The sequence below is a fragment of the Enterobacter huaxiensis genome, from assembly GCF_003594935.2.
Lineage (GTDB): Bacteria > Pseudomonadota > Gammaproteobacteria > Enterobacterales > Enterobacteriaceae > Enterobacter > Enterobacter huaxiensis.
The window spans coordinates 4077508-4104352 of the sequence record NZ_CP043342.1; the positions used below are offsets into that span (position 1 = coordinate 4077508).

Below are 26845 nucleotides of genomic sequence, written 5' to 3' on the forward strand. Positions count from 1 at the left end.
AGAAGGCTCCCCTTCTCCCGGATTCCCGTTATGCCTGGACGGCCTGTCCTGACAATTTCACCTTTAACAAGGTGTAACCCACCACCGCAGCCAGTAATGACCCGATAAGAATGCCGAGCTTGGCCCAGACGATAAGCTCAGGCGCATGCGCGCCAAACGCCAGCGTCGAGATAAAGATCGACATCGTAAAGCCAATTCCGCACAACACGCCTACGGCCATAATCTGCTTAAACGTGGTCCCATGCGGTAACGACGCCAGCTTCAGCTTCAGCGCCAGCCAGCAAAAAAGGCTAATGCCCAGCGGCTTACCGATGAACAGCCCGGCAACGATGCCCAGCGGCAGCACGGACGTCAGTCCATCGAGCGTAACGCCTCCGAGGGAAACACCCGCGTTGGCGAAAGCAAACAGCGGCAGGATCATAAAGGCGACCCACGGATGCAGCACATGTTCCAGCTGTTTGGCTGGAGACTCGCCGTCCTGCTGCTTAAGCGGCACGAAGAAGCCGACAATCACGCCAGCAAGCGTAGCGTGCACGCCCGACTTCAGCACCGCCGTCCACAGGATCATGCCCACCAGGACGTATATTCCGATACGTCGTACGTTGAAAATATTCAGTAATGCCAGTACTGCAATAGCGCCAGCCGCCACGCTCAGCGACAGTATCGACAGCTCGCTGGTGTAAAAAAGCGCGATAATCACGATAGCGCCGAGGTCATCAATGATCGCCAGCGCCATCAGGAAAATTTTCAGCGCCACCGGCACGCGGCTGCCCAGCAGTGCCAGCACCCCAAGCGCAAAGGCAATATCCGTTGCGGCCGGGATCGCCCAGCCGTGGCGCGCCACCGGATCCTGCCAGGTAAAGGCCAGGAAGAGCAGCGCCGGGACGACCATTCCCCCCAGCGCGGCAATCACCGGGAACGCCGCACGCTGACGGCTGGCTAACGAGCCCAGCACCAGCTCGCGCTTCACCTCAAGCCCTACCAGCAGGAAGAACACCGCCATCAGCGCATCGTTGATCCACAGCAGCATGTTCTTATTAATTTCCAGCGCGCCCACTTTCAGCTCAACGGGCGTTTCCAGAAAGGCGTGGTAGAGATCGCGGGTGATGCCCAGGTTTGCCAGCACCATCGCGGCCGCAGCGGCGATAATCAAAATCACGCCGCCGGACGCTTCACTGCTAAAGAAACGGTGTAGTAGTTTCACTTAAGTTCTCTCTTTTACAACAATACCTCGATAAAACCATAATACCAAGCCTAACAACTCGGCAAAAACAGATTAATATTGAGTATAAATTCAGTTTTACCGAGCAATACCCGTAAATAGAAAAAGCCCGGAATCGCTTCCGGGCTTTTTGAGGATGAAAAGCGCTAACGGATTAGCGAGTCAAATCATCGAAGAATTTTTTGACGCCGTCGAAGAAGCTTTTGGAGCGTGGGCTGTTTTTCTCACCCGTCGGGCCACCAAAGCTTTCCTGAAGTTCTTTCAGAAGCTGCTTCTGCTTATCGTTCAGGCCAACCGGCGTTTCGACCACCACGCGGCACAACAGGTCGCCCTGCGCGCCACCGCGAACGGATTTAACGCCTTTTCCGCGCATGCGGAACAGCTTGCCGGTCTGGGTTTCGCCAGGCACTTTCAGGTTTACGCGGCCATCCAGCGTGGGGACTTCGATTTCACCGCCCAGCGCCGCCATCGCGAAGTTAATCGGCACTTCGCAGTACAGGTTGTTGCCTTCACGCTCAAAAATCGCGTGCTGCTTCACCTGAACCTGAACGTACAGATCGCCTGCTGGCGCGCCGTGCTCGCCCGCTTCACCTTCACCTGACAGACGGATGCGGTCGCCCGTATCGACGCCTGCCGGGATTTTAACGGACAGGGTTTTGGTTTTCTCAACGCGACCATGGCCATGGCATTTGTTGCACGGATCTTTAATCAGCGTACCGCGACCGTGACAGTGCGGACACGCCTGCTGAACCGCAAAGAAGCCCTGACGCATCTGCACCTGGCCGGAACCGTGACAGGTTGGACAGGTCTGCGGCTGGGTTCCCGCCTTCGCACCGCTGCCGTGGCAAATATCGCACTCTTCGAGCGTCGGGATGCGGATCTCTTTGGTCACGCCGCGAACGGCCTCTTCCAGCGTCAGGTCCATGTTGTAGCGCAGGTCTGCGCCACGCGATGCGCGTTGGCGACCGCGACCACCGCCGAAGATATCGCCGAATACGTCGCCAAAAATGTCGCTGAAATCTGCGCCGCCGCCACCGAAACCACCGCCGCCGCCGCCCATACCGCCCTGTTCGAACGCGGCATGACCGTACTGATCGTATGCCGCACGTTTCTGGGCATCGGTCAGGATTTCATAGGCTTCTTTGATCTCTTTAAATTTGGCTTCGGCCTCTTTATCACCCTGGTTGCGATCCGGGTGATATTTCATGGCCAGGCGCTTATACGCCTTTTTGATTTCACGCTCTTCCGCTGTTTTGGAAACGCCTAAAATCTCGTAATAGTCTTGCTTCGCCATTTTATTTTATCTGCCCCTAACATGCGTGCACGGGCGGAGAGGAAACCTCTTCGCCCGTGCCAGTAATTACCCGTTCAAAGGGCGATTATTTTTTGTCTTTCACTTCTTCGAATTCAGCGTCAACAACGTCGTCGTCTTTCGCATTATTCTGGGAAGCATCAGCGCCCGCCTGCTGTTGAGCATGCTGCTGCTGAGCGATTTCCATCAGCTTCTCGGAAGCCTGTGCCAGCGCCTGCATCTTCGCTTCGATATCCGCTTTATCTTCACCTTTCAGTGAGGATTCCAGCGCAGTCAGCGCAGCTTCGATAGCAGTTTTGTCTTCCGCTGGCAGTTTATCGCCCGCTTCTTCAACCTGCTTACGGGTGCTGTGCAGCAGATGGTCACCCTGGTTGCGGGTCTGAACCAGCTCTTCGAACTTACGGTCGGATTCCGCGTTAGCTTCGGCATCGCGAACCATTTTTTCGATTTCCGCTTCGTTCAGGCCAGAAGACGCCTTGATGGTGATCTTCTGCTCTTTACCGCTGTTTTTGTCTTTCGCAGACACGTGCAGGATACCGTCAGCATCGATGTCGAAGGTAACTTCGATCTGTGGCATGCCGCGCGGTGCCGGGCTGATACCGTCCAGGTTGAACTGACCCAGAGATTTGTTATCAGACGCACGCTTACGCTCACCCTGAATCACATGGATGGTTACCGCAGACTGGTTGTCTTCAGCGGTAGAGAACACCTGGCTGTGCTTCGTTGGGATGGTGGTGTTTTTGTTGATGAGCGCAGTCATCACTCCGCCCATGGTTTCGATACCCAGAGACAGCGGGGTAACGTCCAGCAGCAGTACGTCTTTCACTTCACCGGTCAGTACGCCACCCTGAACCGCAGCACCGATAGCTACCGCTTCGTCCGGGTTAACGTCTTTACGTGGCTCTTTACCAAAGAATTCAGCCACTTTCTTCTGAACCATTGGCATACGCGTCTGACCACCCACCAGGATAACGTCCTGGATGTCAGAGACGGACAGGCCAGCGTCCTGCAGTGCAACTTTCAGTGGCTCGATGGAACGGTTCACCAGGTCTTCTACCAGGCTTTCCAGTTTCGCACGGGTCACTTTGATGTTCATGTGTTTAGGACCGGACGCGTCTGCAGTGATGTACGGCAGGTTTACGTCGGTCTGCTGAGCGGAAGAGAGTTCAATCTTCGCTTTCTCAGCGGCTTCTTTCAGGCGCTGCATAGCCAGCGGATCGTTACGCAGGTCAATGCCCTGATCTTTCTTAAACTCGTCAACGAGGTAGTTGATCATACGGCTGTCGAAGTCTTCACCACCCAGGTGGGTATCACCGTTGGTTGCCAGAACTTCGAAGGTTTTTTCGCCGTCAACTTCGTCGATTTCGATAATAGAGATATCGAAAGTACCACCACCCAGGTCGTAAACCGCGATAGTGCGGTTGCCAACTTCTTTATCCAGACCGTAAGCCAGTGCAGCCGCGGTTGGTTCGTTGATGATACGTTTGACTTCCAGACCTGCGATACGGCCAGCATCTTTAGTTGCCTGACGCTGAGCATCGTTGAAGTATGCAGGTACGGTGATAACCGCTTCAGTTACCGGTTCGCCCAGGTAATCTTCAGCCGTTTTCTTCATTTTCTTCAGCACTTCAGCAGAAATCTGCGGTGGTGCCATTTTCTGACCTTTTACGTCAATCCATGCATCACCGTTGTCAGCACCGATGATTTTGTACGGCATGATGGCTTCATCACGCTGCACTTCTTCGTCCTGGAAGCGGCGACCAATCAGGCGTTTAATCGCAAACAGGGTGTTTTGCGGGTTTGTCACTGCCTGACGTTTAGCCGGCTGACCAACCAGAGTTTCACCATCCTGGGTATAGGCAATGATAGAAGGCGTGGTGCGATCGCCCTCGGCGTTCTCCAGCACACGTGCAGTAGTGCCATCCATAATCGCTACACAAGAGTTGGTAGTACCCAGGTCGATACCAATAATTTTACCCATCTAAACGTCTCCACTAAAAATTCAGTCAACATGTGGTTGTGTACCTGTAATAAGGGCAGAACGTGCTTTTTCAACTGCCCAGATTTGCTTTTTTTCAGGTCCACACACTGCGGTTGCTTACAAGATGGGGTCGCAACGGCATCCATCAAGGGGGAAGGATAAAAAAAATTTTAAATTCACCCTGATGAGATCATAGACGGCAATGATTGCGCCCCTTATTATGCCGCGCCCCGTCAGGGAGAATTGACGTGGGTTTAACCATTTCACCATATTAATGATGATTTTTTTGAGGACTTATGGGCAACACTAAGTTGGCTAATCCGGCTCCGCTGGGCCTGATGGGTTTTGGCATGACCACTATCCTGCTGAACCTGCACAACATCGGGATGTTCCCGATGGATGGCATTATCCTGGCGATGGGCATTTTTTACGGCGGCATCGCGCAAATCTTCGCGGGCCTGCTGGAATATAAGAAAGGCAACACCTTCGGCCTGACCGCCTTTACCTCTTACGGCTCTTTCTGGCTGACCCTGGTTGCCATTCTGCTGATGCCTAAAATGGGCCTGGCAGACGCGGCAAACGCGCACTTCCTGGGCGTCTACCTGGGCCTGTGGGGTGTCTTCACCCTGTTCATGTTCTTCGGCACCCTGAAGGCTAACCGCGCGCTGCAGTTCGTCTTCCTGAGCCTGACCGTGCTGTTCGCCCTGCTGGCGATTGGCCACCTGGCTGATAACGAAAGCATCGTCCACGTTGCAGGCTGGATTGGCCTGGTGTGCGGCGCAAGCGCTATCTACCTGGCAATGGGCGAAGTGCTGAACGAGCAGTTCGGCCGCACCGTTCTGCCGATTGGTGAAAAACACTGATCCCCTTTCGTGCCCGCCCGGCGGGCACGATATCCCCTCCCCGATTGATTCCCCGTTAATGTGTGTTATGAAATGATGGGCTTACCGCCTCTCATTAAGACATGCACCATGACGACGCTTCCGACTCGTACCTATTGGCTCCAGCGATGGGCTGCACTTCTTCTTACCGGGCTCCTGGCCGGGCTCGGCGGCATGCTTCTCGCGCTGCTGCTGCATGAAGTTCAGCATCTTGTCTACGGCTACAGCCGGAGCACGGTCCTCAGCCCGCAAACCTTTCTTCAGGGCGTGACGGATGCCAGCGCGCAGCGGCGCTTCCTCGCCCTCCTTGCCGCCGGTGTGGTTGCCGGCTGCGGATGGTGGCTGCTTGGCCGCTTTGGCAAAAAACGGGTCAGCATCAGCGCCGCCGTAAAAAATACCGACAAACCAATGCCCGCCGTTACCACGCTGATTCACGCCCTGCTGCAAATCGTTACCGTAGGGATGGGCTCGCCGCTTGGCCGCGAAGTCGCGCCGCGTGAAGTGGGGTCACTTTTTGCCGGCGGCGTTGCGCGGCGGCTGCATCTGACGAGCGCGGATATTCAGCTGATGATTGCCTGCGGTGCCGGTGCCGGGCTTGCAGCCGTGTATAACGTCCCGCTGGCCGGGGCCGTGTTTACGCTTGAAGTCCTCCTGGTCAGCTTTCGCTGGGAAGCGGCGATTGCCGCGCTGGCAACCTCCGCGCTGGCGGCATGGATTGCCACACTCGGGCTTGGTGATGAGCACCAGTATCGCTTCACCGCCAACATGGCCGCAACGTCGCTTATCTTCTGGGGGGCGCTTTCAGGCCCTCTGTTCGGCGCGGCGGCGTTTGGGTTTCGCCGCCTCACGCAGCGGGCGCGCGGCAAAGTGCGTAGCAACTGGCAGATGCCCGTATTCAGCCTGATAGCGTTTGCAGCGCTGGGAGCGCTTTCCGTCTGGTTCCCGCAGCTCCCCGGCAACGGCAAAGGCCCGACCCAGCTCACGCTTGACGGTGACGTGACGCTAAAGCTGGCGCTGGCGCTCCTGTGCATCAAGGTCTTTGTTATCTGGGCGGTACTGCGCGGCGGGGCCGAAGGCGGGCTACTGACCCCCGGCCTGACGGTGGGGGCATTGCTGGGTTCTCTGCTGTTTATCCTGCTGGGACGTTTCTTTCCCGGCAGCGATATGGCCGGTTTTGCGCTGACGGGAGCAGCAGGATTCCTGTCTGCATCAATGCAGATGCCCGTCACCGCCATTACACTGATGCTGGAATTTACCCGAATGGACCACAGTTTCCTGGTGCCGGTGACGCTGTGCGTAACGGGCGCGTTCATGACCTGTCGCCAGCTTGAGCGGGTAAGGCCTGGCTAATTTTCAGCCAAAACAGCAACGATGATTAAACGGAAAGCGGATAATCATCCCATACAATTGATAAGCATTATCATTGCGATTAGTGTTGACTGGCACATCCCGGATATTGGATATCAGGCAGCACCCGAAATGGAACGTTAAGGGATAAAACGATTCTGTTGTGTTGCATAAGGTTATCTGATGAATTCCAGCCTTGCCGCCGGCGAACAGTCTGGCGAATCCACCGTCGCGTTACGCTACCGTAAAATCCTCATCAGGCGTTTCGCGCTCGCTGGTGTCCTTTTCGCTCTTATTATCTGCTCGCTGCTCCTCGACTTTACTATCGGGCCGTCCGGTATCTCCGTTTCTACGCTCTGGCATACGCTCGTCAATTCGGCCGCCGCCGACGCAGGCACGCGCGTCATCGTCTGGGATATTCGCCTGCCGTTCGCCCTGATGGCCGTCGCCGTCGGTATGGCGCTGGGGCTGGCGGGAGCAGAAATGCAGACCATCCTGAACAACCCGCTCGCCAGCCCGTTTACGCTGGGCGTCTCCTCTGCCGCCTCCTTTGGCGCCGCGCTGGCGATTGTGCTGGGGCTGGGCATTCCCGGCATCGACGATAAGTGGTTTATTCCGGCGAATGCCTTTATCTTTGCGCTGCTGGCCTGCTTTATCCTCGACGGCATCAGCCGCTGGACCCGCGTGGCAACCTCCGGCGTCGTCCTCTTCGGCATCGCGCTGGTCTTTACCTTCAACGCCCTGATTTCCATTCTGCAGTTTATCGCCAGCGAAGATACCCTGCAGGGGCTGGTCTTCTGGACGATGGGCAGCCTGGCTCGCGCCTCGTGGGATAAGCTGGCGATCCTGGCCGTCGCCCTGCTGATTATCGTGCCGCTGTCGCTAAAAAATGCCTGGAAGCTTACCGCGCTTCGGCTGGGTGAAGATCGTGCCGTCAGCTTCGGCATCAACGTGAAGAAGCTGCGCATGACCACGCTGCTGCGCATCAGCATTATCTCGGCCCTGACGGTGGCCTTTGTCGGTCCGGTTGGCTTTATCGGCCTGGTTGCGCCGCATATCTCACGCATGATGTTCGGGGAAGACCACCGGTTTTACCTGCCCGGCAGCATGCTGATCGGCGCGCTGGTGCTCTCTTTGGCCTCCGTATTTTCTAAGAACATTGTTCCCGGCGTCATTATACCCGTGGGGATCGTGACCTCGCTGGTTGGCGTACCGTTCTTCCTCAGCATCATTATCCGCAACCGGGGGAACGTATGACCGACGGCCTGCTCGTACGCGATCTCCACACCGGTTATCGCAAGAAGAAGATCATCAATGGCTTAACGACGCCGCTGCTGCCGCGCGGGAAAATTACCGCGCTGCTGGGGCCAAACGGTTCGGGAAAATCAACCCTGCTGCGCGCGCTTGCAGACCTCAATCCCGCCGAAGGGGCGCTGCTGCTCAATGGCGACGATTTAATGACGCTGCCGCCAGCAAAGCGCGCGCAAAAGGTGGTTTATCTGCCGCAGTCCCTGCCGCAGGGCGTGCATCTTCATGCCCTTGAGTCGGTCATTGTCGCCCGCAGGGCAAGCGGCAACACGCGCACGCATAACGTTGAACAGGAAGCGTATGCCATTCTCGAAAAGCTGGGCGTTGCCCATCTGGCAATGAGCTTCCTCGACCAGCTCTCCGGCGGTCAGAAACAGCTGATTGGGCTTGCGCAGTCGCTCATCCGCCAGCCGGACCTGCTGCTGCTGGACGAGCCCCTAAGCGCCCTCGATCTCAACTATCAGTTCCACGTGATGGATATCGTTGCTCGCGAGACGCAGCTGCGCAACATCGTCACCGTGGTGGTGATCCACGATATCAACATCGCCCTGCGCCATGCGAACTACGCCATGATGCTCAAAGGCGGAGAGCTGATTTCCAGCGGGCTGCCGGGAGAAGTGGTGAATTCCGCCAATCTGGCGACGGTGTACGGCGTGGATGGCCGGGTTGAATACTGTTCCCGTGGGCTACCGCACGTGGTGGTCGACGGGTTAACGCCATAAAAAAGAAGACGGGGAAAACATGACGCTAACAAAACGAATCGCTGCCGGCCTGGCCCTGGTATTTATGCCTCTGCTTGCGCTGGCCCAGAGCTGGCCGATCACGGTAAAGGATCTGGATAACCGCACTGTCACCGTTGAACGCGAGCCGCAGCGCATCATCCTGCAGGACGGACGCGATATTTTCACCCTGGCTCTGCTGGAGCGTGATAATCCGTTCGCCCACGTGGTGGCCTGGAACAACCTGCCGAAAAAACAGGATACCGAAACCTGGAACGTGCTGAAGCGCAAATGGCCGGAAGCGGAAAAGATCCTCGACATGAAGTTTTCCGACCAGGGAAACGTCGATCTCGAAACGGTGATCTCCCGCCAGCCTGACCTGATGATCGCCCAGCTTCGTGCCAAACCGTCGCTGGTGCAGACCGGCGTGCTGGCGAAGCTCGAGGCGCTGCATATCCCGGTTGTGTTCGTGGATTACGAACTGCATCCGGTCCAGAACACGCTGCCAAGCATCGCCCTGCTGGGTAAGGTCATGGGCCAAACCGATCGCGCGCAGGCCTATATCGATTTCTATCAGCAGCGTCTGGATACGATCCACCAGCGTCTGGCGAACGTCAGCAAGAAGCCGCTGGTCTTTATCGAACCGATAGCCGGCGTAGGTGGCCTGGATAACGGCTGCTGCTTTACCCACGCGCGCAACGGCTGGGGCGGGCTGGTGGAGGCCGCAGGCGGGAACAATATAGGTTCACAGCTGCTGCCGGGCGCAACCGGGAATATCTCGGTGGAAAAAATTATCTCAATGAACCCGGATTACTACCTGATGACCGGGTCTAAGCGTCCGGGTAAAGGTACGGCGGTGATCCCATTCGGCTATAACGTCCCGGCGGGCGACGTGACGGCAGCGTTTAATGCCCTGCTGGCGCGTCAGGGCGTTGCCAGCATTCCGGCAGTCGCAAAAGGCCATACCGGGGCGCTGTATCATCACTTCTATAACAACCCGTATAACATCATCGCCATTGAGGCGCTGAGCAAAATCTTCTATCCAACGCAGTTTGAGGACGTTGACCCGCAGGCGGATTATCACACCATTATTACCCGCTTCACCGCCATTCCGGATGACAACATTATCCTGAGCTATACCCCTTCGCGCTGACTCACTGGCCGGGCGGCGGCTTCGCCTGACCCGGCTCGTTCGGTTATCCCGCCATCGCCGCAGCTTCCACCGGTTTCTGGCGCAGCCAGACGCCCAGCACCAGCCCCATCAGAGACAGCGCCAGCACGTACCAGGCCGGCGCCATCGGCGACACGCCCATCAGCACGGTAACGGCAATCGGGGTGAGTCCGCCGAAGATGGCATAAGAGACGTTGTACGAAAACGAGATGCCGGTGAAGCGCACCTCCGGCGGAAACGCGCGCACCATCACGTACGGTACCGCACCCACTACCCCAACGCACAGCCCCACCACGCCGTACAGCAGGAACAGCTGCTCCGGGTGGCTGCCCGCCAGATGGTAGAACGCCCAGCTCGACGCGGCCAGCAGCAGGCTGCCGACGATAAAGGTTACGCTAGCACCGAAACGATCCGCCGCCAGCCCGGCGATCAGGCAGCCGAAGCAGAGCATAATCGTCGCGATACTGTTGGCCTGCAGCGTGACCGCAGGGGCGAAACCGTACTGCTTTTGCAGCCAGACCGGCGACATCAGGATCACCACGACAATACCTGCCGAGAGCAGCCAGGTAAGCAGCATTGAGATCGCCACGGCGCTTCTGTGGCGTACCACCACCGCCTTAACCGGCAGCTCCTGCGCCAGCGCCTTGCGCTGCTGCATTTCAAGGAAAATCGGGGTCTCCTGCAGCCAGCGGCGCAGGTACATGGCCACGAGGCCAAACGCCCCGCCCAGCAGGAACGGCAGGCGCCAGCCCCACTCGTGCACGGCCTGCTGCGTCATGCTGGTATTCACAAGCGTTGCGACCACAGAACCCAGCAGAATGCCGATGGTCAGCCCTGCGGTTAGGGTGCCGCAGGCGATACCAATGCGGCGCGCCGGGACATGCTCGGCCACGAAAACCCATGCGCCGGGCACTTCGCCGCCAATCGCCGCGCCCTGCATAAGGCGCATCAACAGCAGCAGTAACGGCGCAACGATACCCACAGAGGCATAGGTAGGCAGGAGGCCAATCGCCAGCGTTGGCACGGCCATTAGCAGAATACTGAGGGTAAACATCTTCTTACGCCCGACCAGATCGCCGAAGTGGGCCATCACGATGCCGCCCAGCGGACGCGCCAGATACCCGGCGGCAAAAATGCCAAAGGTTTGCACCTGACGCAGCCATTCCGGAATGTCCGCCGGAAAGAAGAGTTCCCCCACCACGGCGGCGAAAAAGACGAAGATGATGAAGTCGTAAAACTCCAGCGCGCCGCCCAGTGCAGCCAGCGTGAGGGTTTTGTAATCCTGCCGATTCAGAGGTCGAGCGTTATGTGACATAGCGAACCATTATGCGTTTATTGTGGATTTATTTTTACAGCAATCGTAAAGAAAAAATTACTATACCGTAAAACCCTGACCACGCCATCGCCGCTTCAGCTAATGTCACATAATCGTTATTTTCAGGAGATTGTTTCGCGACGCGCGCTCTTTGGACGAAATGCTGCTACGATCTTGTCATCCGTTTCCACGTAGGGCCCGTCAAGCAGCTGTATACAATACGGTACACTTGCAAAGATCCCGTGCACAATCACGCTACCGTCTTCCGCTTTAAGCCCTTCTAAGGTCTCTTTGATCGACTTCGGCTGGCCCGGCAGGTTCAGGATCAGCGCCTGTTTGCGGATCACGCCCACCTGGCGAGAAAGAATGGCGGTTGGAACAAAGTGTAGGCTGATCTGACGCATCTGCTCGCCAAAGCCCGGCATTTCGCGGTCGGCCACGGCCAGCGTCGCATCCGGGGTTACGTCGCGGCGCGCGGGTCCGGTTCCACCCGTCGTTAAGACCAGGTGGCAGCTCATCTCATCCACCAGCTCGCAAAGCGTCTGCTCGATAATGGGCTGCTCGTCGGGAATTAAACGGGTCTGGATTTCAAAAGGGGTAGTCAGCGCGTTGCCCAGCCACTCTTCCAGTGCGGGGATGCCTTTATCCTGATAAACACCGCTGGAGGCGCGGTCAGAAATCGACACTAAGCCGATACGTAAGGTATTCATAGCCATTCCATTCAAAAAGTACTGATTAAAGGGAATGATACACGCAGAGGAGAATTTCAGACAGCGTACGAAAGAAGTAGCGTGACCGGGAACCCGGTCACGCAGAATGATTACAGCAGGTCGCCGATCATTTTTTCCAGTTTACCCTGGTCAACAGCAAACTTGCGGATACCGTCCGCCAGTTTGTCTACGGCCATTGGATCCTGGTTGTGCTGCCACAGGAACTCGGATTCAGTGATGCGCTCTGGACGCGCTTTCACTTCACCGGTGTAGGACAGTTTACGCTCAAGCGCGCCTTCGCTCTCTGCCAGCTCTTTCAGCAGCGCAGGGGCGATGGTCAGACGGTCGCAGCCAGCCAGCTCGATGATTTCACCGACGTTACGGAAGCTTGCGCCCATAACCACGGTCTCATAGCCGTGCTGTTTGTAGTATTCGTAGATTTCAGTAACGGAAACCACGCCTGGATCTTCAGCCGGTGCGTACTCTTTCTTGTCGGTATTGGCTTTGTACCAGTCCAGAATACGGCCGACGAACGGAGAAATCAGGTATACGCCAGCTTCTGCACATGCGCGCGCCTGCGCGAAGGAGAACAGCAGGGTCAGGTTACAGTTGATACCGTCTTTTTCCAGCTGCTCTGCAGCGCGGATGCCCTGCCAGGTGGAAGCCAGTTTGATCAGAATGCGGTCGTTGCTGATGCCAGCATCGTTGTACATTTTGATCAGACGTTTTGCTTTCGCGATAGACGCGTCGGTGTCGTAGGACAGACGTGCATCAACTTCGGTAGAGATACGGCCAGGAACCAGCTTCAGGATTTCCAGACCGATGTTCACTGCCAGTTTGTCAGTTGCATCCACAACCTGCTGCGCGCGGTCGTTGCTCTGCGCTTTCGCCCAGGTCACTGCGTCGTCAATCAGTTTGCGATACTCAGGGATCTGCGCGGCGTTAAGGATCAGAGAAGGGTTGGTTGTGGCATCCTGCGGCTGGTACAGCTTCATTGCCGCGATATCTCCGGTGTCAGCTACGACAGTGGTGAACTGACGAAGGGAGGTCAATTTATCCGTCATGATAGTGTTTCTCTTTTAACGTGCCCTGGATAATTCACGCTACCGACAGCATGCCTGCAGCGGAAAAATGACAGGTTTACTTGTTAGGGGGATGTAACCGGTCTGCCCTGATGATAACACGACGGGATAGCAGCGCAACCGCAGACAGTGCGCTTAGGCAGAGTATGATAAACTGGCATTATTAACAGGCTGCTAAGCAACAGCATGCCCAATCAGTGGTAGCGCTTACATATTCACTTCGGCATCAACAAGAGGGACGTTAATGCCTGATTTCCTTTTCTTTATTAACGAAATCCTCTGGGGTTCAATAATGATATACCTGCTTCTGGGAGCAGGTATCTGGTTCACGTTGCGCAGCGGTTTTATCCAGTTTCGCTATATTCGCAAGTTTGGCAGAAGTCTTAAAAACAGCATCGCGCCACAGCCGGGTGGGCTGACATCCTTCCAGGCGCTTTGTACCAGCCTCGCGGCCCGGGTCGGCAGCGGAAACCTTGCGGGCGTTGCGCTGGCAATCAGCGCGGGAGGCCCTGGCGCAGTGTTCTGGATGTGGGCCACGGCGATTATCGGCATGGCTACCTCGTTTGCCGAATGCTCACTCGCGCAGCTCTACAAAGAGAAAGACAAAAAGGGCCAGTTTCGCGGCGGTCCAGCCTGGTACATGGCCCGTGGACTGGGGATGCGCTGGATGGGCGTTCTGTTCTCGCTCTTTTTACTTGTCGCCTACGGCCTGATTTTCAATACCGTGCAGGCTAACTCCGTGGCTCATGCCCTGCGTTATGCGTTCGCCTGTCCGGAATGGATAAGCGGCGCCGTATTAGCGCTTCTCACCCTGCTCGCCATCTCTACCGGCCTCAAAAGTATTGCCCGCCTGATGCAGTGGCTGGTGCCGATTATGGCTCTCCTGTGGATCGCAGCCAGCCTGTTCGTGACCGCGCTGCATATCGATCGGATGCCGGAGGTGATTGCCACTGTCTTTAAAAGCGCGTTCGGCTGGCGCGAAGCGGCCTCGGGCGCACTGGGTTATACCGTCAGTCAGGCTCTCACGGCTGGATTTCAGCGCGGGATGTTCTCGAACGAAGCGGGAATGGGCTCAACGCCCAATGCTGCCGCGACGGCAGCGTCCTGGCCTCCTCATCCTGCTGCACAGGGTATTGTGCAAATGATTGGCGTGTTTACGGACACTATCGTCATCTGTTCTGCCAGCGCGATGATCGTCCTGCTGGCGGGGCCGCTTCCCCATCCATCAGGTGCCGTTGGGATCCAACTCGTTCAGCAGGCGCTGGTCAATCTGGCCGGCGGCTGGGGCGCGGGATTTGTCTCGCTTATCGTAATGTTGTTTGCCTTCAGCTCGATCGTCGTGAACTACGTCTATGCCGAAAACAACCTCATCTTCCTGAAGTTCGACTCGCGAAATACCCTCAGGCTCCTGCGTCTGGGGGTGATACTGATGGTTATGGCAGGTTCATTGCTCAGCATGCCGCTGGTGTGGCAGCTTGCGGATGTGATTATGGCGCTGATGGCCATCACTAACCTCACGGCGATTTTGCTGCTCTCGCCGGTTGTCACCCTTATTGCCCGGGACTACCTGCGCCAGCGGAAGCTCGGCGTTCAGCCGGTGTTCGATCCTTCCCGCTATCCCGAAATAGAAACCCAGATTGCTCCCGGCTCCTGGGATGATTTGCCGCGGCGATAACAGCTATCGATCAATTCAGGGCGATTTTTTGCTAAAGTCGCTCTAAATTTCCTGCAAGGACTGGATATGCTGATTCTGATTTCACCTGCAAAAACGCTCGACTACCAGAGCCCGCTCGCCACCGAGCGCTATACCCAGCCCGAACTGCTGGACTATTCCCAACAGCTGATCCACGAAGCGCGCAAGCTCTCCGCGCCGCAAATTGCCTCGCTGATGAGCATCAGCGACAAGCTCGCGGATCTCAACGCGACCCGCTTCCACGACTGGCACCCGGACTTCACGCCGGACAACGCCCGTCAGGCGCTTCTGGCGTTTAAGGGCGATGTCTATACCGGCCTGCAGGCTGAGACGTTTAGCGAAGCCGATTTCGATTTCGCCCAGCAGCATCTGCGCATGTTGTCCGGGCTGTACGGCGTGCTGCGCCCGTTAGATTTGATGCAGCCCTATCGCCTGGAGATGGGTATCCGGCTGGAAAACACCCGGGGCAAAGACCTGTACCATTTCTGGGGCGACATCATCACCGATAAGCTGAACGCCGCGCTGCGCGCGCAGGGCGATAACGTGGTGATTAACCTGGCGTCCGACGAATATTACAGGTCCGTTAAGCCGAAAAAGCTGGAGGCGGACATCATCAAGCCGGTCTTCCTTGATGAGAAAAACGGTAAGTTCAAGGTCATCAGCTTCTACGCCAAAAAAGCGCGCGGCCTGATGAGCCGCTTCATCATTCAAAACCGCCTGACGAAGCCGGAGCAGTTGACCGGGTTTAACAGCGAGGGCTATTTCTTTGACGAAGAAGCGTCAGGGAAAGGCGAGCTGGTCTTTAAGCGTCACGAGCAGTAAAAACAAACCCCGCCAGCTGGCGGGGTTTTGCATTAATGGTGTTTCCAGTCCGGCCCGCGATCGTCGCGGTGGTTATCGCGGTGATGATCATCATGGCGATTGTCATGGTTGCGATGTTCATCATGCGGACGCCAGTGGTTATCGCGCCAGTCATAGTGCGCCTTCCACCAGTCATGGTCGCGCCAGCGGCCGCCGTCCCAGTAATGCCCGTTGTTGTCCTGGTCGCCAATCTGCAGTTTTACCGCAGGCACGAGGGTGATTTCGGATGCCTGTACCGCCATGGGAGCGACCAGCATCAGTGAAAGCGCGATGAGTGCAGGTTTCAGTTTAGACATAGGTGACTCCTTATTATTCTTGCCCAACTTGGGCCGATGTAAGGAGATTACGCGAGGGAAACGAGGGTTGTTATTCTCTGCAATCCTAATCTCTAAGTGACCGCATTTAGTGGGAATTTCTGCATTTTTCCTGCTTTATTTCTCCTTAATTTCTTCACAAAAAAAGCCGGGTATCGGCTATGCCTTACCCGGCCTCGGTACAGTACTGCTGTTGCCGGGTGACGCTGCGCTTACCCGGCCTACGTTCAGGGGATTGTAGGCCCGGTAAGCGAAGCGCCACCGGGCAAAAAATCACGCGCGGGTCATCATCAGCTTACGCAGCGCGGCAAAATCCGCCGGGAGCTCATGCGACAGTAGCGGCAGTTCGGCACGGTCCGCCAGCTCTTTCGGCAGCGGCAGCGTTTCGCCCAGAATCTCTTCTACGCTCTCTTTGAACTTGGCCGGATGCGCCGTGCCGAGGAACAGGCCATATTCACCCGGATTAAGCTGGTCGCGCAGCGCGCGGTAGGCAATCGCCGCGTGCGGCTCGGAGGTGTACCCCACCGCCTTCAGCTCGCGCATGGTTGCTTTGGTGGTTTCATCCGTGATTGCCGCGTAGCCCAGATCGCCCAGGCGCCAGATCTTACGGCGGAACAGCTCTTCCACGCGCGGCCAGTTGTTCGGCTGCGATACATCCATTGCGTTAGAAAGCGTCGCCTGCGTCGCGTTTGGCGCCCATTTTCCATCTTTCAGGAAGCGCGGCACGGTGTCGTTGGCGTTGGTGGCGGCGATAAAGCGTTTCACCGGCAGACCCAGGGATTTCGCCAGCAGGCCCGCCGTCAGGTCGCCAAAGTTTCCGCTTGGCACGGACACCACCAGCTGATTGCGCGCTTCCTGCGGCAGCTGCGCTACCGCTTCGAAGTAGTAGCAGATCTGCGCCAGCAGGCGGCTGATGTTAATAGAGTTCGCCGAGTTCAGGCCCAGCGCGACCTTCAGCTCTTCGTCGTCGAAGGCCTGCTTCACCAGCGCCTGGCAGGCATCGAAATCGCCGTCGATCGCCACGGTTTCAATGTTGCCGCCGAGCGTACAGAACAGCTTTTCCTGCAGCGGGCTGATTTTTCCTTTCGGATAGAGGATCACCACGCGGACGTTTTTCAGGCCGTAGAACGCGTGGGCTACCGCCGCGCCGGTATCCCCGGAGGTCGCGGTCAGGATGGTCACCGGTTTGTCACCGCTGATGTGCGTCAGCATCTGCGCCATAAAGCGGCCGCCGAAGTCTTTAAAGGCCAGCGTCGGGCCGTGGAACAGCTCCAGACAGCCAACGTCAGGCTCGACCTGCTTAACCGGCGCCGGGAAGGCGAACGCCGCGCGCACGCGCTCTTCCAGCAGCTCCTGCGGGATCTCATCGCCAATAAACGCGGACAAAATTTTGGTGCTGCGGGTGACAAAGTCCTGCTTCAGCAGTTCGTCGATGTCGGTCAGCTGAAATTCCGGCAGGTCATGCGGGAAGAACAGCCCCTGATGTTTGCCCAGCCCCTGTGTTACCGCCTGCGCGAAGCTGACCTGCTCGTTATGATCTTTAAGGTTGTAGAGTTTCATTCGTTATCCCAGTACTCGTGCGCCAGCCGTGTCCAGACGGCAAATATGAACAAAGCCTTCCTGATTTTGCAGGTAGTGTTTAGAGAGCCAGTCCGCCACGCGCTGCGCGGTGTCTGGCTTGTCGCACAGGGCGAACAGCGTCGGGCCGGAGCCGGAGATGCCGCACGCCTGCGCGCCGATATCCATCGAAGCCTGTCGCGCCTCGTTAAAGCCCGGCAGCAGCTTCGTGCGGTACGGTTCGGCAATGACGTCTTTCATCAGCTTCGCCGCCAGCTGCGGCTGACGGGTGTAGCAGGCGTGAATAAAGCCCGCCAGGTGACGTCCGTGGGCAATGCAGTCCTGACGACGGTATTGCGCAGGCAGGATTGCACGCGCTTCGGCTGTAGACACTTTAATACCCGGATAGGCCAGCACCCACAGCCACTCATCAAACCCTGGCACCTGCTGGCTGATGATGCCATTTTCTTCAATCATCAGCTGCATGCCGCCAAGGAAGCACGGCGCCACGTTATCATAATGAATACTGCCCGAAATGCGCCCTTCCAGTTCGCCCATCAGGCCGAGCAGGCGATTATTGTTCAGCGGCTTGCCGCAGTGCTCGTTCATCGCCACCAGCGCGGCGACTACGGAGCAGGCGCTGGAACCCAGACCCGAGCCGATCGGCATGCTTTTTTCCAGCGTCATAGCGACCGGCACGTTTTTGCCGATCTCCTGACAGAAGCGTTCCCAGCACTGATAAACGATATTTTCGCGCGGCTCGGACGGCAGCTTGCTGGCGAAACGCCCGACATTATTCAGGCTGAAGCTCTCTGCCGCTTCCACCGTTACCGTATCGCCCAGCAGCGAACCATCCACCGGCGTGACCGCCGCGCCCAGCACGTCAAACCCGACGCTCATATTGGCGCTGGAAGCCGGTGCATAAACTTTGACCATGTTAAACTCCTAACTTCCATGACAGGGTACGCAGCAGATCGGCAAACACACCCGCCGCCGTAACATCGTTCCCTGCGCCATAGCCGCGAAGCACCAGCGGCAATGGCTGATAATAATGGCTGTAAAACGCGAGGGCGTTTTCGCCGTTTTTCACTTTATACAGCGGATCGTTGCCATCCACTTCGGCAATCTTCACGCGACAGACGCCATCTTCTTCAATATTGCCAACATAGCGCAATACCTTACCTTCATCACGGGCTTTCGCCACGCGAGCGGCGAAGGCATCGTCAAGCTGAGGTAAATTCGCCATAAAGGTGCCGACGTCACCGCCGTCATCAAAGTCTGCTGGCAGCACCGGCTCAATCACGATATCCGACAGCTCCAGCTCGCGGCCCGTCTCACGCACCAGAATCAGCAGCTTGCGCGCCACGTCCATGCCGGAAAGATCGTCGCGCGGGTCCGGCTCGGTATAGCCCAGCTCGCGCGCGGCGCGGGTGGCTTCCGAGAGGCTCATCCCCTCATCCAGCTTGCCGAAGATAAAGGACAGCGAGCCGGAAAGAATGCCGGAGAAACGCTGCAGTTCATCACCCGCGTTGAGCAGGTTTTGCAGGTTCTCGATAACCGGCAGCCCCGCGCCCACGTTGGTGTCGTACAGGAACTTGCGGCGCGACTTGCTCGCCGCCAGACGCAGCTGGTGATAGTAATCCATCGACGAGGTGTTGGCCTTTTTGTTCGGCGTCACCACGTGGAAGCCTTCGCGCAGGAAGTCGGCGTACTGATCGGCCACCGCCTGGTTGGAGGTACAGTCGACGATCACCGGGTTAAGCAGATGATACTCTTTCACCAGACGGATCAGGCGGCCCAGGTTGAACGGCTCTTTCGCCTCGTTCATTTCGGCCTGCCAGTTTTCCAGGTTCAGGCCGTGAACGTTGGTCAGCAACGCCTTTGAATTCGCGATCCCGCAGACGCGCAGGTCGATATGCTTCTTCTTGAGCCACTCCTGCTGGCGCTTCACCTGCTCCAGCAGCGCGCCGCCAACGCCGCCGACGCCAATCAGGAACAGCTCGATCACCTGGTCGGTGTTGAACAGCATCTGGTGAACGACGCGCACGCCGGTGGTGGCATCCTCGTTATCCACCACCACGGAGATGGAACGCTCAGACGAGCCCTGGGCAATCGCCACGATGTTGATGTTGGCGCGCGCCAGCGCGGCAAAGAATTTAGCGGAGATGCCGCGCAGCGTGCGCATGCCGTCACCAACGACTGAGATGACCGCCAGACGCTCCTGAATGTAGAGCGGCTCCAGCAGTTCCTCTTTCAGCTCCAGATAGAACTCTTCCTCCAGCGCGCGACGGGCGCGCAGGCAGTCCGCCTGCGGTACACAGAAGCTGATGCTGTATTCAGACGAGGACTGGGTGATCAGCACAACCGAGATACCGTTGCGGGACATCGCTGCAAAGACGCGCGCCGCCATGCCGACCATGCCTTTCATTCCCGGGCCGGAGACGCTGAACATCGCCATGTTGTTGAGGTTGGAGATGCCTTTCACCGGCAGACCGTCCTCATCGGAGCTGGCGCCAATCAGCGTGCCCGGCGCCTGCGGGTTACCGGTGTTTTTAATCAGGCAGGGGATCTGGAACTGGGCAATCGGAGAGATGGTACGAGGATGAAGCACTTTGGCGCCGAAGTAGGAAAGCTCCATCGCTTCCTGATACGACATCGACTTCAGCAGCCTGGCGTCCGGCACCTGGCGCGGGTCGCAGGTATATACGCCGTCGACGTCAGTCCAGATCTCACAGCAGTCTGCGCGTAAACAGGCGGCCAGCACGGCGGCGGAGTAGTCAGAGCCGTTGCGGCCCAGCACTACCAGCTCGCCCTTTTCGTTTCCGGCGGTGAAGCCCGCCATCAGGATCATGTGGTCAGACGGAATTTTGCTCGCGGCGATGCGGCGGGTTGATTCGGCAATATCAACGGTGGATTCGAGGTAGTGGCCCACCGCCAGCAGTTTTTCAACCGGGTCGATGACGGTCACGCTATGGCCGCGCGCTTCCAGCACGCCGGCCATGATGGCGATGGAGAGTTTTTCGCCGCGGCATATCAGCGCCGCGTTGATGCTGTCCGGACACTGGCCCAGCAGGCTGATGCCGTGAAGAACGTGTTTAATCTGGGCAAATTCTTGCTCAACGAAGGCTTTAAGCTGAGCGTGCGGGAAACCGGGAAGCGCCTCCGCCAGCCCCTGCAGCAGGTCTGCGAAGATACGCTCGGCGTCGCTGATGTTCGGGAGTGCATCCTGACCACCGATGGTTTTTTCAATCATCGCCACCAGATGGTTGGTGATTTTTGCCGGGGCAGAGAGCACGGTCGCAACCTGCCCCTGCCTGGCGTTACTTTCCAGGATATCGGCAACACGCAAAAAACGTTCTGCATTTGCCACTGATGTACCGCCGAACTTCAACACTCGCATGGTTCTACCTCATTTCCTTTAGCCGAAAAAAAAGCCCGCACTGTCTGGGTGCGGGCTTTTTTTGTTTTTCCTGTACGCGTCAGCCCGCATCGTTACCTGTGGTAATGATGGTGGTTGTGGTAATGGTGGTGATGCTGATGCGTTTCATGGATGTTGTGTACTCTGTCATTATTATCTGTCTGTGCTGTATTCTTTTAGGGTTAAAGGATTGGGCACCTTAAGTCAATGAATTTTTAATTTGATCACACTTCGGGACGCTCTTACGTCCCGCTGCGTGCAGATTTATTTTCATCCGAATCCCCCAGAAGCAACCCCGGTTATCAGACGGTTCAGCCATACTAAAAACGTATGGCAGAATTTTACTCGGCTAATTTTTTTCAATATCGTGGAGCAAACGGTGCAACATAGCCGTGTCGCGTTGCTCGAGCCGGCCCAGACGCTGCTGTAACCAGTCCACCATTTTTTGATCGTCCGCTACGCCTAGCTGCGATAACAGGTTTTCCACGCGAGCGCGCAGCGCCGCCAGCTGATTTCCGTCCGCGTCTGAAACCTGTGGCTGTGGGATTTGCATTAAGGATGCTAATTGATAGCAATAAACCATCACCGCCTGGCCTAAGTTAAGAGACGGATAGTCAGCCGCCATTGGCGCTCCCGTCAGCACATCCGCAAGCTCCAGCTCCTCGTTGGTCAGCCCGGAATCTTCCCGACCAAACACCAGCGCCGCTTTCTCCAGCCACTGGCTTTTTTCTTCCAGCATCGGCACCAGTTCCGCAGGCGTGGCGTAGTAGTGGAACTTCGCCCGGCTGCGCGCGGTGGTTGCCACGGTGAACGAAATGTCGTGCAGCGCGTCTGCGAGCGTATCGTAAGTGGTTATATTATCGAGAATATCTCCCGAACCGTGCGCCACCCAGCGCGCCGCGGGCTCCAGATGCGCCGTGCTGTCAACAATACGTAAATCGGTAAAACCCATGGTCTTCATGGCACGGGCCGCAGCGCCTATATTTTCAGCTCTTGCTGGCGCAACCAGCACAATCGACAGATGCATTTATGCTCTCTTTTTAAGCAGTTAGCGGATAAAAATGTGATGCACTTCAACATATTACGCAGCACGAATTTACAAAATTGCAACACAAATCACCGAAATAGCGTTTCATAACAAATTAAAGACGCTAAACTATTTTGTGGCTGAACAATCAGTTAGAATGTTAACAGAACATCATTATCCTTATGTTTTATAATGATAATGACCGTATGAATACCCTGTTATGATTGGATTCGTAATGTTTATCAATCAATGTCCGCAACTGGTTGGTTTATTGAAAAATTGTGACAAAGGCTAGCATTCGGCTACGATGATTTCATCAAACTGTTAACGTGCTACAATTGAACTTGATATATGTCAACGAAGCGTAGTTTTATTGGGTGTCCGGTGTCACTTAGCCTGTTATGTTGCTGTTAAAATGGTTAGGATGACAGCCGTTTTTGACACTGTCGGGTCCAAAGGGAAAGTACCCACGACCAAGCTAATGATGTTGTTGACGTTGATGGAAAGTGCATCAAGAACGCAATTACGTACTTTAGTCACGTTAGGCCGATCATGTTAATTTGCGACATGCATCAGGCAGGTCAGGGACTTTTGTACTTCCTGTTTCGATTTAGTTGGCAATTTAGGTAGCAAACATGCAGACCCCGCACATTCTTATCGTTGAAGACGAGTTGGTTACACGCAACACGTTAAAGAGCATTTTCGAAGCAGAAGGCTACGATGTCTTTGAAGCGACCGATGGCGCAGAGATGCATCAGATCCTTTCTGAAAATGATATCAACCTGGTCATTATGGATATCAACCTGCCGGGCAAAAACGGCCTTCTTCTGGCGCGCGAACTGCGTGAACAGGCGAACGTCGCGTTAATGTTCCTGACAGGCCGTGACAACGAAGTTGATAAGATCCTTGGCCTGGAAATCGGTGCAGATGATTACATCACCAAACCGTTTAATCCTCGCGAGTTAACCATTCGTGCACGCAACCTGCTGTCCCGCACCATGAACCTGGGTACGATCAGCGAAGAGCGCCGTAGCGTCGACAGCTACAAGTTCAACGGCTGGGAACTTGATATCAATAGCCGTTCGCTGATTAGCCCGAACGGTGAGCAGTATAAACTGCCGCGCAGTGAATTCCGCGCGATGCTGCACTTCTGCGAAAACCCGGGCAAAATTCAGTCCCGTGCAGAACTGCTGAAAAAAATGACCGGTCGCGAGCTGAAGCCGCATGACCGTACCGTAGACGTGACTATCCGTCGTATTCGTAAGCATTTCGAATCAACGCCAGATACGCCGGAAATCATCGCCACGATCCACGGCGAAGGGTACCGTTTCTGCGGTGACCTGCAGGAATAATTCCGCACGATACGCATAAAAAAAACGGCGCATTTGCGCCGTTTTTTTTATTTCCAGATCCGCATCGTATCGTCATCCGGTTCTGCGGGAGGCTCAGGTCTCTTCGGCTGGGAAAGCGAATACCAGTCAAAGTGGCGCGTCAGGTACATCACCGAGAAAAGGGACACTGCCAGCACCGCAGACCCCAGCAGCAGCGCGCTATCTTCCGAGCGCAGCAGGAACCACATCACCACGTCCAGCCCCAGCAGCGCCAGTACAAACATCCCGCTGCGCTTCCAGCTTTTCAGCACCGCCTGTAGATACATTCCGTTCATGGCCGCGCCAACGAGGCTTGCGACAATCCAGGCAGGCGTAAACCCAACGTGCTCAGACAACGCCAGCAGTACCAGATAGAACAGCACCAGTGAAAGCCCCACCAGCAGATACTGCATCGGGTGCAGACGCAGCCCGGTTAGGGTCTCGAAGACAAAGAACGCCATGAACGTCAGCGCAATCAGCAGGATGGCGTACTTCACCGCACGGTCGGTCAGCTGGTATTGGTCTGCTGGCGTAGCGACCGTGACGCTAAAGGCAGGGATATCGCTCCATTCCGGGGACTCCTGGCCACCAAACCAGCCCTCCATATTGTTCGCAAACCAGCTGCTCTGCCAGTTCGCCTGAAAACCAGAATCACCAATCTTGTGCTTCACCGGCAGATAGTTGCCCATAAAGCCCGGGTGCGGCCAGTTGCTGTTGAGGGTCATTTCACTGTTACGCCCGACCGGCACCACGGAAAAGCTGCCTGTCCCTGCCAGATTCAGCGAGACATCGAGGGCGAAGGTTTTTGCCGCCAGCGCGTTGTCCGTCAGCGGGATATGAATACCGGAAAGCGCCCCGTACACGCCGGAACCCGGCTCGACGCTCGGCGTTTCGCCGTTAATGTCTGCCACCTTCACCGTGCCAATTCCCCGGGCATCGCCCACGCCAACGACGATAAACGGCTGTCCCAGCGTCATGGTTTCCCCCTTCAGCTGCGCCATTTTCTCGGTGCTAAATTGCGCTTTTATCTTCAGGTCGGTGTTCCAGATTTGTCCGTCATAGATGCCAATACTTCGGGACTCAACGTGCTGATTCCCCTCGACAAGCAGAGATTCCGGGAGAATGAAGTGCATATAGCTTTTCTTGTATTCGACCTTCTTCTCGTCCTCCAGCTTGTAAAAGATCTCCGTTACCGGAATGGCAATGAGCGGGCCGACCAGCTTTTGCGGTCCGCTGGTACTTTGACGAAGCGTGTTTTCAACGTCGTTACGGTAGCTCTCGCGTTCCGAAATCAGGTTACTGACCATAAACAACGGAACTAACAGCAGCAGAATGCACCCCAGCAAGGTGCTCACTTTCCAGAACAGGGGGGATTTCATCATTACGTCTCCTTTGTGATGAGGAGAGCGTAACGAGGCTGTGTGGGGTCAGTTTGAAGCTATGTGAAGTGACGGTGAAGTGCCAGCGTGGCGGTTGCGCCCCCATGATCCCGATTCCGCAACGTAATGCTCCCCTGGTGCAAACGGGCAACCTCCTGAACAAAGGCCAGCCCAAGCCCGCTGCTCTTCAATCCGTTGCTGCGCGGAAGGGAATAGAAGCGTTCAAAAATACGCGTCAGGGCATAATCCGGGATACCGCTTCCGCTATCGGTCACCGTCAGCAGGACCTGCGTTTGCGCTTCACACGCGGCCAGCGCAATAGCTCCGCCGGGCGGCGTGAAGTCGATGGCGTTATCCAGCAAATTACCCAGAGCCTGCTCGAGCAGCTCAGGATCGCCCGCAACGCACAGAGAGGCGCCCTGGCTCGTGAGCGTGATATTTTTCGCCGTCAGAACTGCCGAACGCGCGTCCGCCAGGCGGGTAAATAGCGTGTCGATATCGACGCTGACCGGCACGATCTCCACCCGATTTTCAAGCCGCGCCTGGGTCAGCAGCTTTTCGACCAGCGACTGCATGCGCGCGTTTTGCACCAGAATATTATCAATAAACCGCGCGGCCACCGGCGGAGGCGGCTGCTCGGTGAGGATTTCCGCCGCACCGCGAATGGCCGCGATGGGGCTTTTCAGCTCGTGAGTGAGGGCATGGACATAGTGTTCAATGTAGTTTTTCCCCTCCAGCCGAATGCGCATATTTTCCAGCGCCTGCGCCAGCTTGCGCAGTTCGCTACTGCCTGGGTTAGGCAGCGGGAGAGGCGTATCGGTGGTCACCGCGTCGGCGTAACGCGATAAGGTGCCGATGGAGCGATTGATCCACCACGCCACTACAAGGCCAATCAGCAAGGCAATGCCGAGCAGCGCCCCGCCCGCCCACAGGATCCGCCGCTCGCTGCGGTGGATAACCGGCGCCATCGCGCTGTTCGGTTTCCCCACCGACAGCACGCCGACGATCTTACCCCGATCCACCACCGGCGCGGCAACGTACATCACCGTGCTCTGTGGATCGTCAGGGTCGCTCTGGGTACTGCGCGCACCGTATTCGCCGCGCAGCGTCAGCCAGACGTCGTTCCAGCGGGAATAATCTTTCCCCACGGCCTGACCGGCGGAGTCAAACACCACCTTCCCCCGGGCATCGGTCATATAGACGTGATACTCGTTACGCACTTTATGAATGCCGCCGATATTGGCGCGGAAGGGGCGCTGATGGAGCCGTGAAAAGGCCTGCGCCAGCTTGCCCTGCTGCGCGTCACCCGACAGCAGATCGTCACGCCCCACCTCCGCCAGTAAGGTAGCGGTATCGATCAGCGTGCCCTCTGTTGCCCTGCGCACGCCGGGCTTCACTTCCTGCACGAAGATAGACAGCACAAACCACGCGGCAATTGCCACAATCAGGAAGTATCCCAGCAGCAGCCGCATGCCGATGCGCATTAATAAAGCCCCAGACTGTAGCCCATACCGCGATGGGTGCTGATGGGCGAAAGCGCCTCGTTCACCGCCCGCAGCTTGGCGCGCAAGGTTTTGATGTGGGTGTCGACGGTGCGATCGAAACTGTCGCCGTCGTCTCCCCAGACCTTATCCATCAGCTGCTGGCGCGAAAACACGCGCCCCGGTGCCTGCAACAGCGTTTTGAGTAATAAAAATTCGTAGCGGGTCAGCGGAAGAGGTTCCCCGCACCAGCAGATCCGCGCGGCTGGCTCATTCAGCTCAAACTGTCCAATTCGGACGATGTCAGAAGGCGCTGCCGATTTTTGCATCCGCCGTAAAATCGTCCTTACCCGGGCGCACACTTCCCGTGGGGAGAAAGGCTTGGCAACGTAGTCGTCAGCGCCCATTTCCAGGCCGAGCAGCTTGTCGACCTCATCGCTGCGCGCCGTCAGAAACAGCACCGGCAGTGACGGATGCTGCGCCAGCAGCTGACGACACAGTTCAAAGCCGCTGATATCCGGCAGCCCGACGTCCAGAATAGCCAGCGCGGGAGCCTGCCGCCGCGCCTCCTCCAGCACCGGCAAACCGCGCTCAAACGCCTTTACCGCAAACCCTTCCTGCTGGAGCATGTAGATAAGCGTATCGGCGATACTGGTTTCATCTTCAACCAGCCAGACCACAGGTTGTTGCATGGTTC

The 26845-nt window shown here is 56.7% G+C and carries 24 protein-coding genes and 1 other annotated feature; of the genes, 8 read left to right on the forward strand and 16 right to left on the reverse strand.

Annotated features, from left to right (window positions below; genetic code table 11):
* Positions 1 to 28: 28 nt before the first annotated feature.
* The 3 genes from nhaA to dnaK form a co-directional block, all read right to left on the reverse strand.
* Complete coding sequence (gene nhaA, locus D5067_RS19425) at positions 29 to 1204, reverse strand: Na+/H+ antiporter NhaA (RefSeq protein ID WP_119935594.1); 1176 nt, start codon at positions 1202 to 1204, stop codon at positions 29 to 31.
* A 172-nt stretch (positions 1205 to 1376) separates the two neighbouring features.
* The gene (dnaJ, locus tag D5067_RS19430) at positions 1377 to 2516 is read right to left on the reverse strand and encodes a molecular chaperone DnaJ (protein ID WP_119935595.1); all 1140 of its coding nucleotides are present in this window, start codon (positions 2514 to 2516) and stop codon (positions 1377 to 1379) included.
* An 85-nt stretch (positions 2517 to 2601) separates the two neighbouring features.
* Positions 2602 to 4515, reverse strand: coding sequence for a molecular chaperone DnaK (dnaK, locus tag D5067_RS19435; protein WP_119935596.1), 1914 nt, complete (start codon positions 4513 to 4515; stop codon positions 2602 to 2604).
* Positions 4516 to 4811: 296 nt separating this feature from the next.
* Here dnaK and satP point away from each other — a divergent pair, with 296 nt between their 5' ends.
* From satP to D5067_RS19460, 5 genes are all read left to right on the forward strand, one after another.
* Positions 4812 to 5378, forward strand: a complete 567-nt coding sequence (satP, locus tag D5067_RS19440) for an acetate uptake transporter (protein WP_119935597.1) — start codon at positions 4812 to 4814, stop codon at positions 5376 to 5378.
* Positions 5379 to 5486: 108 nt separating this feature from the next.
* Positions 5487 to 6746: a chloride channel protein gene (locus D5067_RS19445; protein WP_119935598.1), complete on the forward strand. Its 1260-nt coding sequence runs from the start codon at positions 5487 to 5489 to the stop codon at positions 6744 to 6746.
* A gap of 180 nt (positions 6747 to 6926) precedes the next feature.
* The gene (locus D5067_RS19450; RefSeq protein WP_119935599.1) at positions 6927 to 8000 is read left to right on the forward strand and encodes a FecCD family ABC transporter permease; all 1074 of its coding nucleotides are present in this window, start codon (positions 6927 to 6929) and stop codon (positions 7998 to 8000) included.
* Entirely contained in the window at positions 7997 to 8773 is a 777-nt protein-coding gene (locus D5067_RS19455; RefSeq protein ID WP_119935600.1) for an ABC transporter ATP-binding protein, read from the forward strand. The genes D5067_RS19450 and D5067_RS19455 overlap by 4 nt, the downstream gene beginning before the upstream one ends.
* 19 nt (positions 8774 to 8792) lie before the next feature.
* Entirely contained in the window at positions 8793 to 9923 is a 1131-nt protein-coding gene (locus D5067_RS19460; RefSeq protein ID WP_119935601.1) for an ABC transporter substrate-binding protein, read from the forward strand.
* Positions 9924 to 9966: 43 nt separating this feature from the next.
* Here the strand turns inward: D5067_RS19460 and D5067_RS19465 are convergent, their stop codons facing one another.
* The 3 genes from D5067_RS19465 to tal form a co-directional block, all read right to left on the reverse strand.
* Positions 9967 to 11256, reverse strand: a complete 1290-nt coding sequence (locus D5067_RS19465) for an MFS transporter (protein ID WP_119935602.1) — start codon at positions 11254 to 11256, stop codon at positions 9967 to 9969.
* 122 nt (positions 11257 to 11378) lie between these two features.
* Positions 11379 to 11966, reverse strand: coding sequence for a molybdopterin adenylyltransferase (gene mog / locus D5067_RS19470; protein WP_119935603.1), 588 nt, complete (start codon positions 11964 to 11966; stop codon positions 11379 to 11381).
* A 110-nt stretch (positions 11967 to 12076) separates the two neighbouring features.
* Positions 12077 to 13030 (reverse strand): transaldolase, encoded by a 954-nt coding sequence (gene tal, locus D5067_RS19475; RefSeq protein WP_119935604.1) that lies wholly within the window; start codon positions 13028 to 13030, stop codon positions 12077 to 12079.
* 262 nt (positions 13031 to 13292) lie between these two features.
* Between tal and D5067_RS19480 the strand changes: the two genes are divergently transcribed.
* A complete protein-coding gene (locus D5067_RS19480; RefSeq protein ID WP_119935605.1) occupies positions 13293 to 14723 on the forward strand; it encodes an alanine/glycine:cation symporter family protein in 1431 nt (476 codons plus the stop codon).
* Positions 14724 to 14789: 66 nt separating this feature from the next.
* A complete protein-coding gene (yaaA, locus tag D5067_RS19485) occupies positions 14790 to 15563 on the forward strand; it encodes a peroxide stress protein YaaA (protein WP_119935606.1) in 774 nt (257 codons plus the stop codon).
* Positions 15564 to 15595: 32 nt separating this feature from the next.
* Here yaaA and D5067_RS19490 read toward each other — a convergent pair whose 3' ends face one another.
* The 7 genes from D5067_RS19490 to yjjY all read right to left on the reverse strand — a co-directional run bounded on the left by D5067_RS19490 (position 15596) and on the right by yjjY (position 22458).
* Positions 15596 to 15898, reverse strand: coding sequence for a DUF2502 domain-containing protein (locus tag D5067_RS19490; RefSeq protein ID WP_119935607.1), 303 nt, complete (start codon positions 15896 to 15898; stop codon positions 15596 to 15598).
* Positions 15899 to 16189: 291 nt separating this feature from the next.
* Entirely contained in the window at positions 16190 to 17476 is a 1287-nt protein-coding gene (thrC, locus tag D5067_RS19495) for a threonine synthase (protein ID WP_119935608.1), read from the reverse strand.
* Positions 17477 to 17479: 3 nt separating this feature from the next.
* On the reverse strand, positions 17480 to 18409 hold the full coding sequence (gene thrB / locus D5067_RS19500) for a homoserine kinase (RefSeq protein WP_119935609.1): 930 nt from the start codon (positions 18407 to 18409) through the stop codon (positions 17480 to 17482).
* A 1-nt stretch (position 18410) separates the two neighbouring features.
* Entirely contained in the window at positions 18411 to 20873 is a 2463-nt protein-coding gene (thrA, locus tag D5067_RS19505; RefSeq protein ID WP_119935610.1) for a bifunctional aspartate kinase/homoserine dehydrogenase I, read from the reverse strand.
* 24 nt (positions 20874 to 20897) lie between these two features.
* Positions 20898 to 21014: a sequence feature (Thr leader region), on the reverse strand.
* Positions 20953 to 21021, reverse strand: a complete 69-nt coding sequence (gene thrL / locus D5067_RS19510; RefSeq protein ID WP_072039575.1) for a thr operon leader peptide — start codon at positions 21019 to 21021, stop codon at positions 20953 to 20955. It overlaps the preceding feature by 62 nt.
* 219 nt (positions 21022 to 21240) lie before the next feature.
* Entirely contained in the window at positions 21241 to 21918 is a 678-nt protein-coding gene (locus tag D5067_RS19515) for a tRNA/rRNA methyltransferase (RefSeq protein WP_119935611.1), read from the reverse strand.
* A 399-nt stretch (positions 21919 to 22317) separates the two neighbouring features.
* On the reverse strand, positions 22318 to 22458 hold the full coding sequence (gene yjjY / locus D5067_RS19520; protein ID WP_001541509.1) for a YjjY family protein: 141 nt from the start codon (positions 22456 to 22458) through the stop codon (positions 22318 to 22320).
* A 95-nt stretch (positions 22459 to 22553) separates the two neighbouring features.
* Here yjjY and arcA point away from each other — a divergent pair, with 95 nt between their 5' ends.
* Positions 22554 to 23270, forward strand: a complete 717-nt coding sequence (gene arcA / locus D5067_RS19525; protein WP_039078271.1) for a two-component system response regulator ArcA — start codon at positions 22554 to 22556, stop codon at positions 23268 to 23270.
* A 47-nt stretch (positions 23271 to 23317) separates the two neighbouring features.
* Here the strand turns inward: arcA and creD are convergent, their stop codons facing one another.
* From creD to creB, 3 genes are read right to left on the reverse strand one after another with little or no spacing between them, the layout of a single operon-like run.
* Positions 23318 to 24670, reverse strand: a complete 1353-nt coding sequence (creD, locus tag D5067_RS19530) for a cell envelope integrity protein CreD (protein ID WP_119935612.1) — start codon at positions 24668 to 24670, stop codon at positions 23318 to 23320.
* Between the two features lie 56 nt (positions 24671 to 24726).
* Positions 24727 to 26151, reverse strand: coding sequence for a two-component system sensor histidine kinase CreC (gene creC, locus D5067_RS19535; RefSeq protein WP_119935613.1), 1425 nt, complete (start codon positions 26149 to 26151; stop codon positions 24727 to 24729).
* Positions 26151 to 26840: a two-component system response regulator CreB gene (creB, locus tag D5067_RS19540; RefSeq protein WP_119935614.1), complete on the reverse strand. Its 690-nt coding sequence runs from the start codon at positions 26838 to 26840 to the stop codon at positions 26151 to 26153. Before creB ends, creC begins: the two co-directional genes overlap by 1 nt.
* Positions 26841 to 26845 lie beyond the last annotated feature (5 nt).

What these genes read in the sequence shown, in the direction of transcription:
- creC (WP_119935613.1), bottom strand. Translation starts at nt 26,151, where the DNA reads ATGCGCATCGGCATGCGGCTGCTGCTGGGATACTTCCTGATTGTGGCA.
- D5067_RS19490 (WP_119935607.1), bottom strand. Translation starts at nt 15,898, where the DNA reads ATGTCTAAACTGAAACCTGCACTCATCGCGCTTTCACTGATGCTGGTC.
- D5067_RS19480 (WP_119935605.1), top strand. Translation starts at nt 13,293, where the DNA reads ATGCCTGATTTCCTTTTCTTTATTAACGAAATCCTCTGGGGTTCAATA.
- thrB (WP_119935609.1), bottom strand. Translation starts at nt 18,409, where the DNA reads ATGGTCAAAGTTTATGCACCGGCTTCCAGCGCCAATATGAGCGTCGGG.
- thrC (WP_119935608.1), bottom strand. Translation starts at nt 17,476, where the DNA reads ATGAAACTCTACAACCTTAAAGATCATAACGAGCAGGTCAGCTTCGCG.
- mog (WP_119935603.1), bottom strand. Translation starts at nt 11,966, where the DNA reads ATGAATACCTTACGTATCGGCTTAGTGTCGATTTCTGACCGCGCCTCC.
- D5067_RS19450 (WP_119935599.1), top strand. Translation starts at nt 6,927, where the DNA reads ATGAATTCCAGCCTTGCCGCCGGCGAACAGTCTGGCGAATCCACCGTC.
- dnaJ (WP_119935595.1), bottom strand. Translation starts at nt 2,516, where the DNA reads ATGGCGAAGCAAGACTATTACGAGATTTTAGGCGTTTCCAAAACAGCG.
- D5067_RS19515 (WP_119935611.1), bottom strand. Translation starts at nt 21,918, where the DNA reads ATGCATCTGTCGATTGTGCTGGTTGCGCCAGCAAGAGCTGAAAATATA.
- yaaA (WP_119935606.1), top strand. Translation starts at nt 14,790, where the DNA reads ATGCTGATTCTGATTTCACCTGCAAAAACGCTCGACTACCAGAGCCCG.
- tal (WP_119935604.1), bottom strand. Translation starts at nt 13,030, where the DNA reads ATGACGGATAAATTGACCTCCCTTCGTCAGTTCACCACTGTCGTAGCT.
- creB (WP_119935614.1), bottom strand. Translation starts at nt 26,840, where the DNA reads ATGCAACAACCTGTGGTCTGGCTGGTTGAAGATGAAACCAGTATCGCC.
- D5067_RS19465 (WP_119935602.1), bottom strand. Translation starts at nt 11,256, where the DNA reads ATGTCACATAACGCTCGACCTCTGAATCGGCAGGATTACAAAACCCTC.
- D5067_RS19460 (WP_119935601.1), top strand. Translation starts at nt 8,793, where the DNA reads ATGACGCTAACAAAACGAATCGCTGCCGGCCTGGCCCTGGTATTTATG.
- D5067_RS19455 (WP_119935600.1), top strand. Translation starts at nt 7,997, where the DNA reads ATGACCGACGGCCTGCTCGTACGCGATCTCCACACCGGTTATCGCAAG.
- creD (WP_119935612.1), bottom strand. Translation starts at nt 24,670, where the DNA reads ATGATGAAATCCCCCCTGTTCTGGAAAGTGAGCACCTTGCTGGGGTGC.
- arcA (WP_039078271.1), top strand. Translation starts at nt 22,554, where the DNA reads ATGCAGACCCCGCACATTCTTATCGTTGAAGACGAGTTGGTTACACGC.
- D5067_RS19445 (WP_119935598.1), top strand. Translation starts at nt 5,487, where the DNA reads ATGACGACGCTTCCGACTCGTACCTATTGGCTCCAGCGATGGGCTGCA.
- dnaK (WP_119935596.1), bottom strand. Translation starts at nt 4,515, where the DNA reads ATGGGTAAAATTATTGGTATCGACCTGGGTACTACCAACTCTTGTGTA.
- thrA (WP_119935610.1), bottom strand. Translation starts at nt 20,873, where the DNA reads ATGCGAGTGTTGAAGTTCGGCGGTACATCAGTGGCAAATGCAGAACGT.
- satP (WP_119935597.1), top strand. Translation starts at nt 4,812, where the DNA reads ATGGGCAACACTAAGTTGGCTAATCCGGCTCCGCTGGGCCTGATGGGT.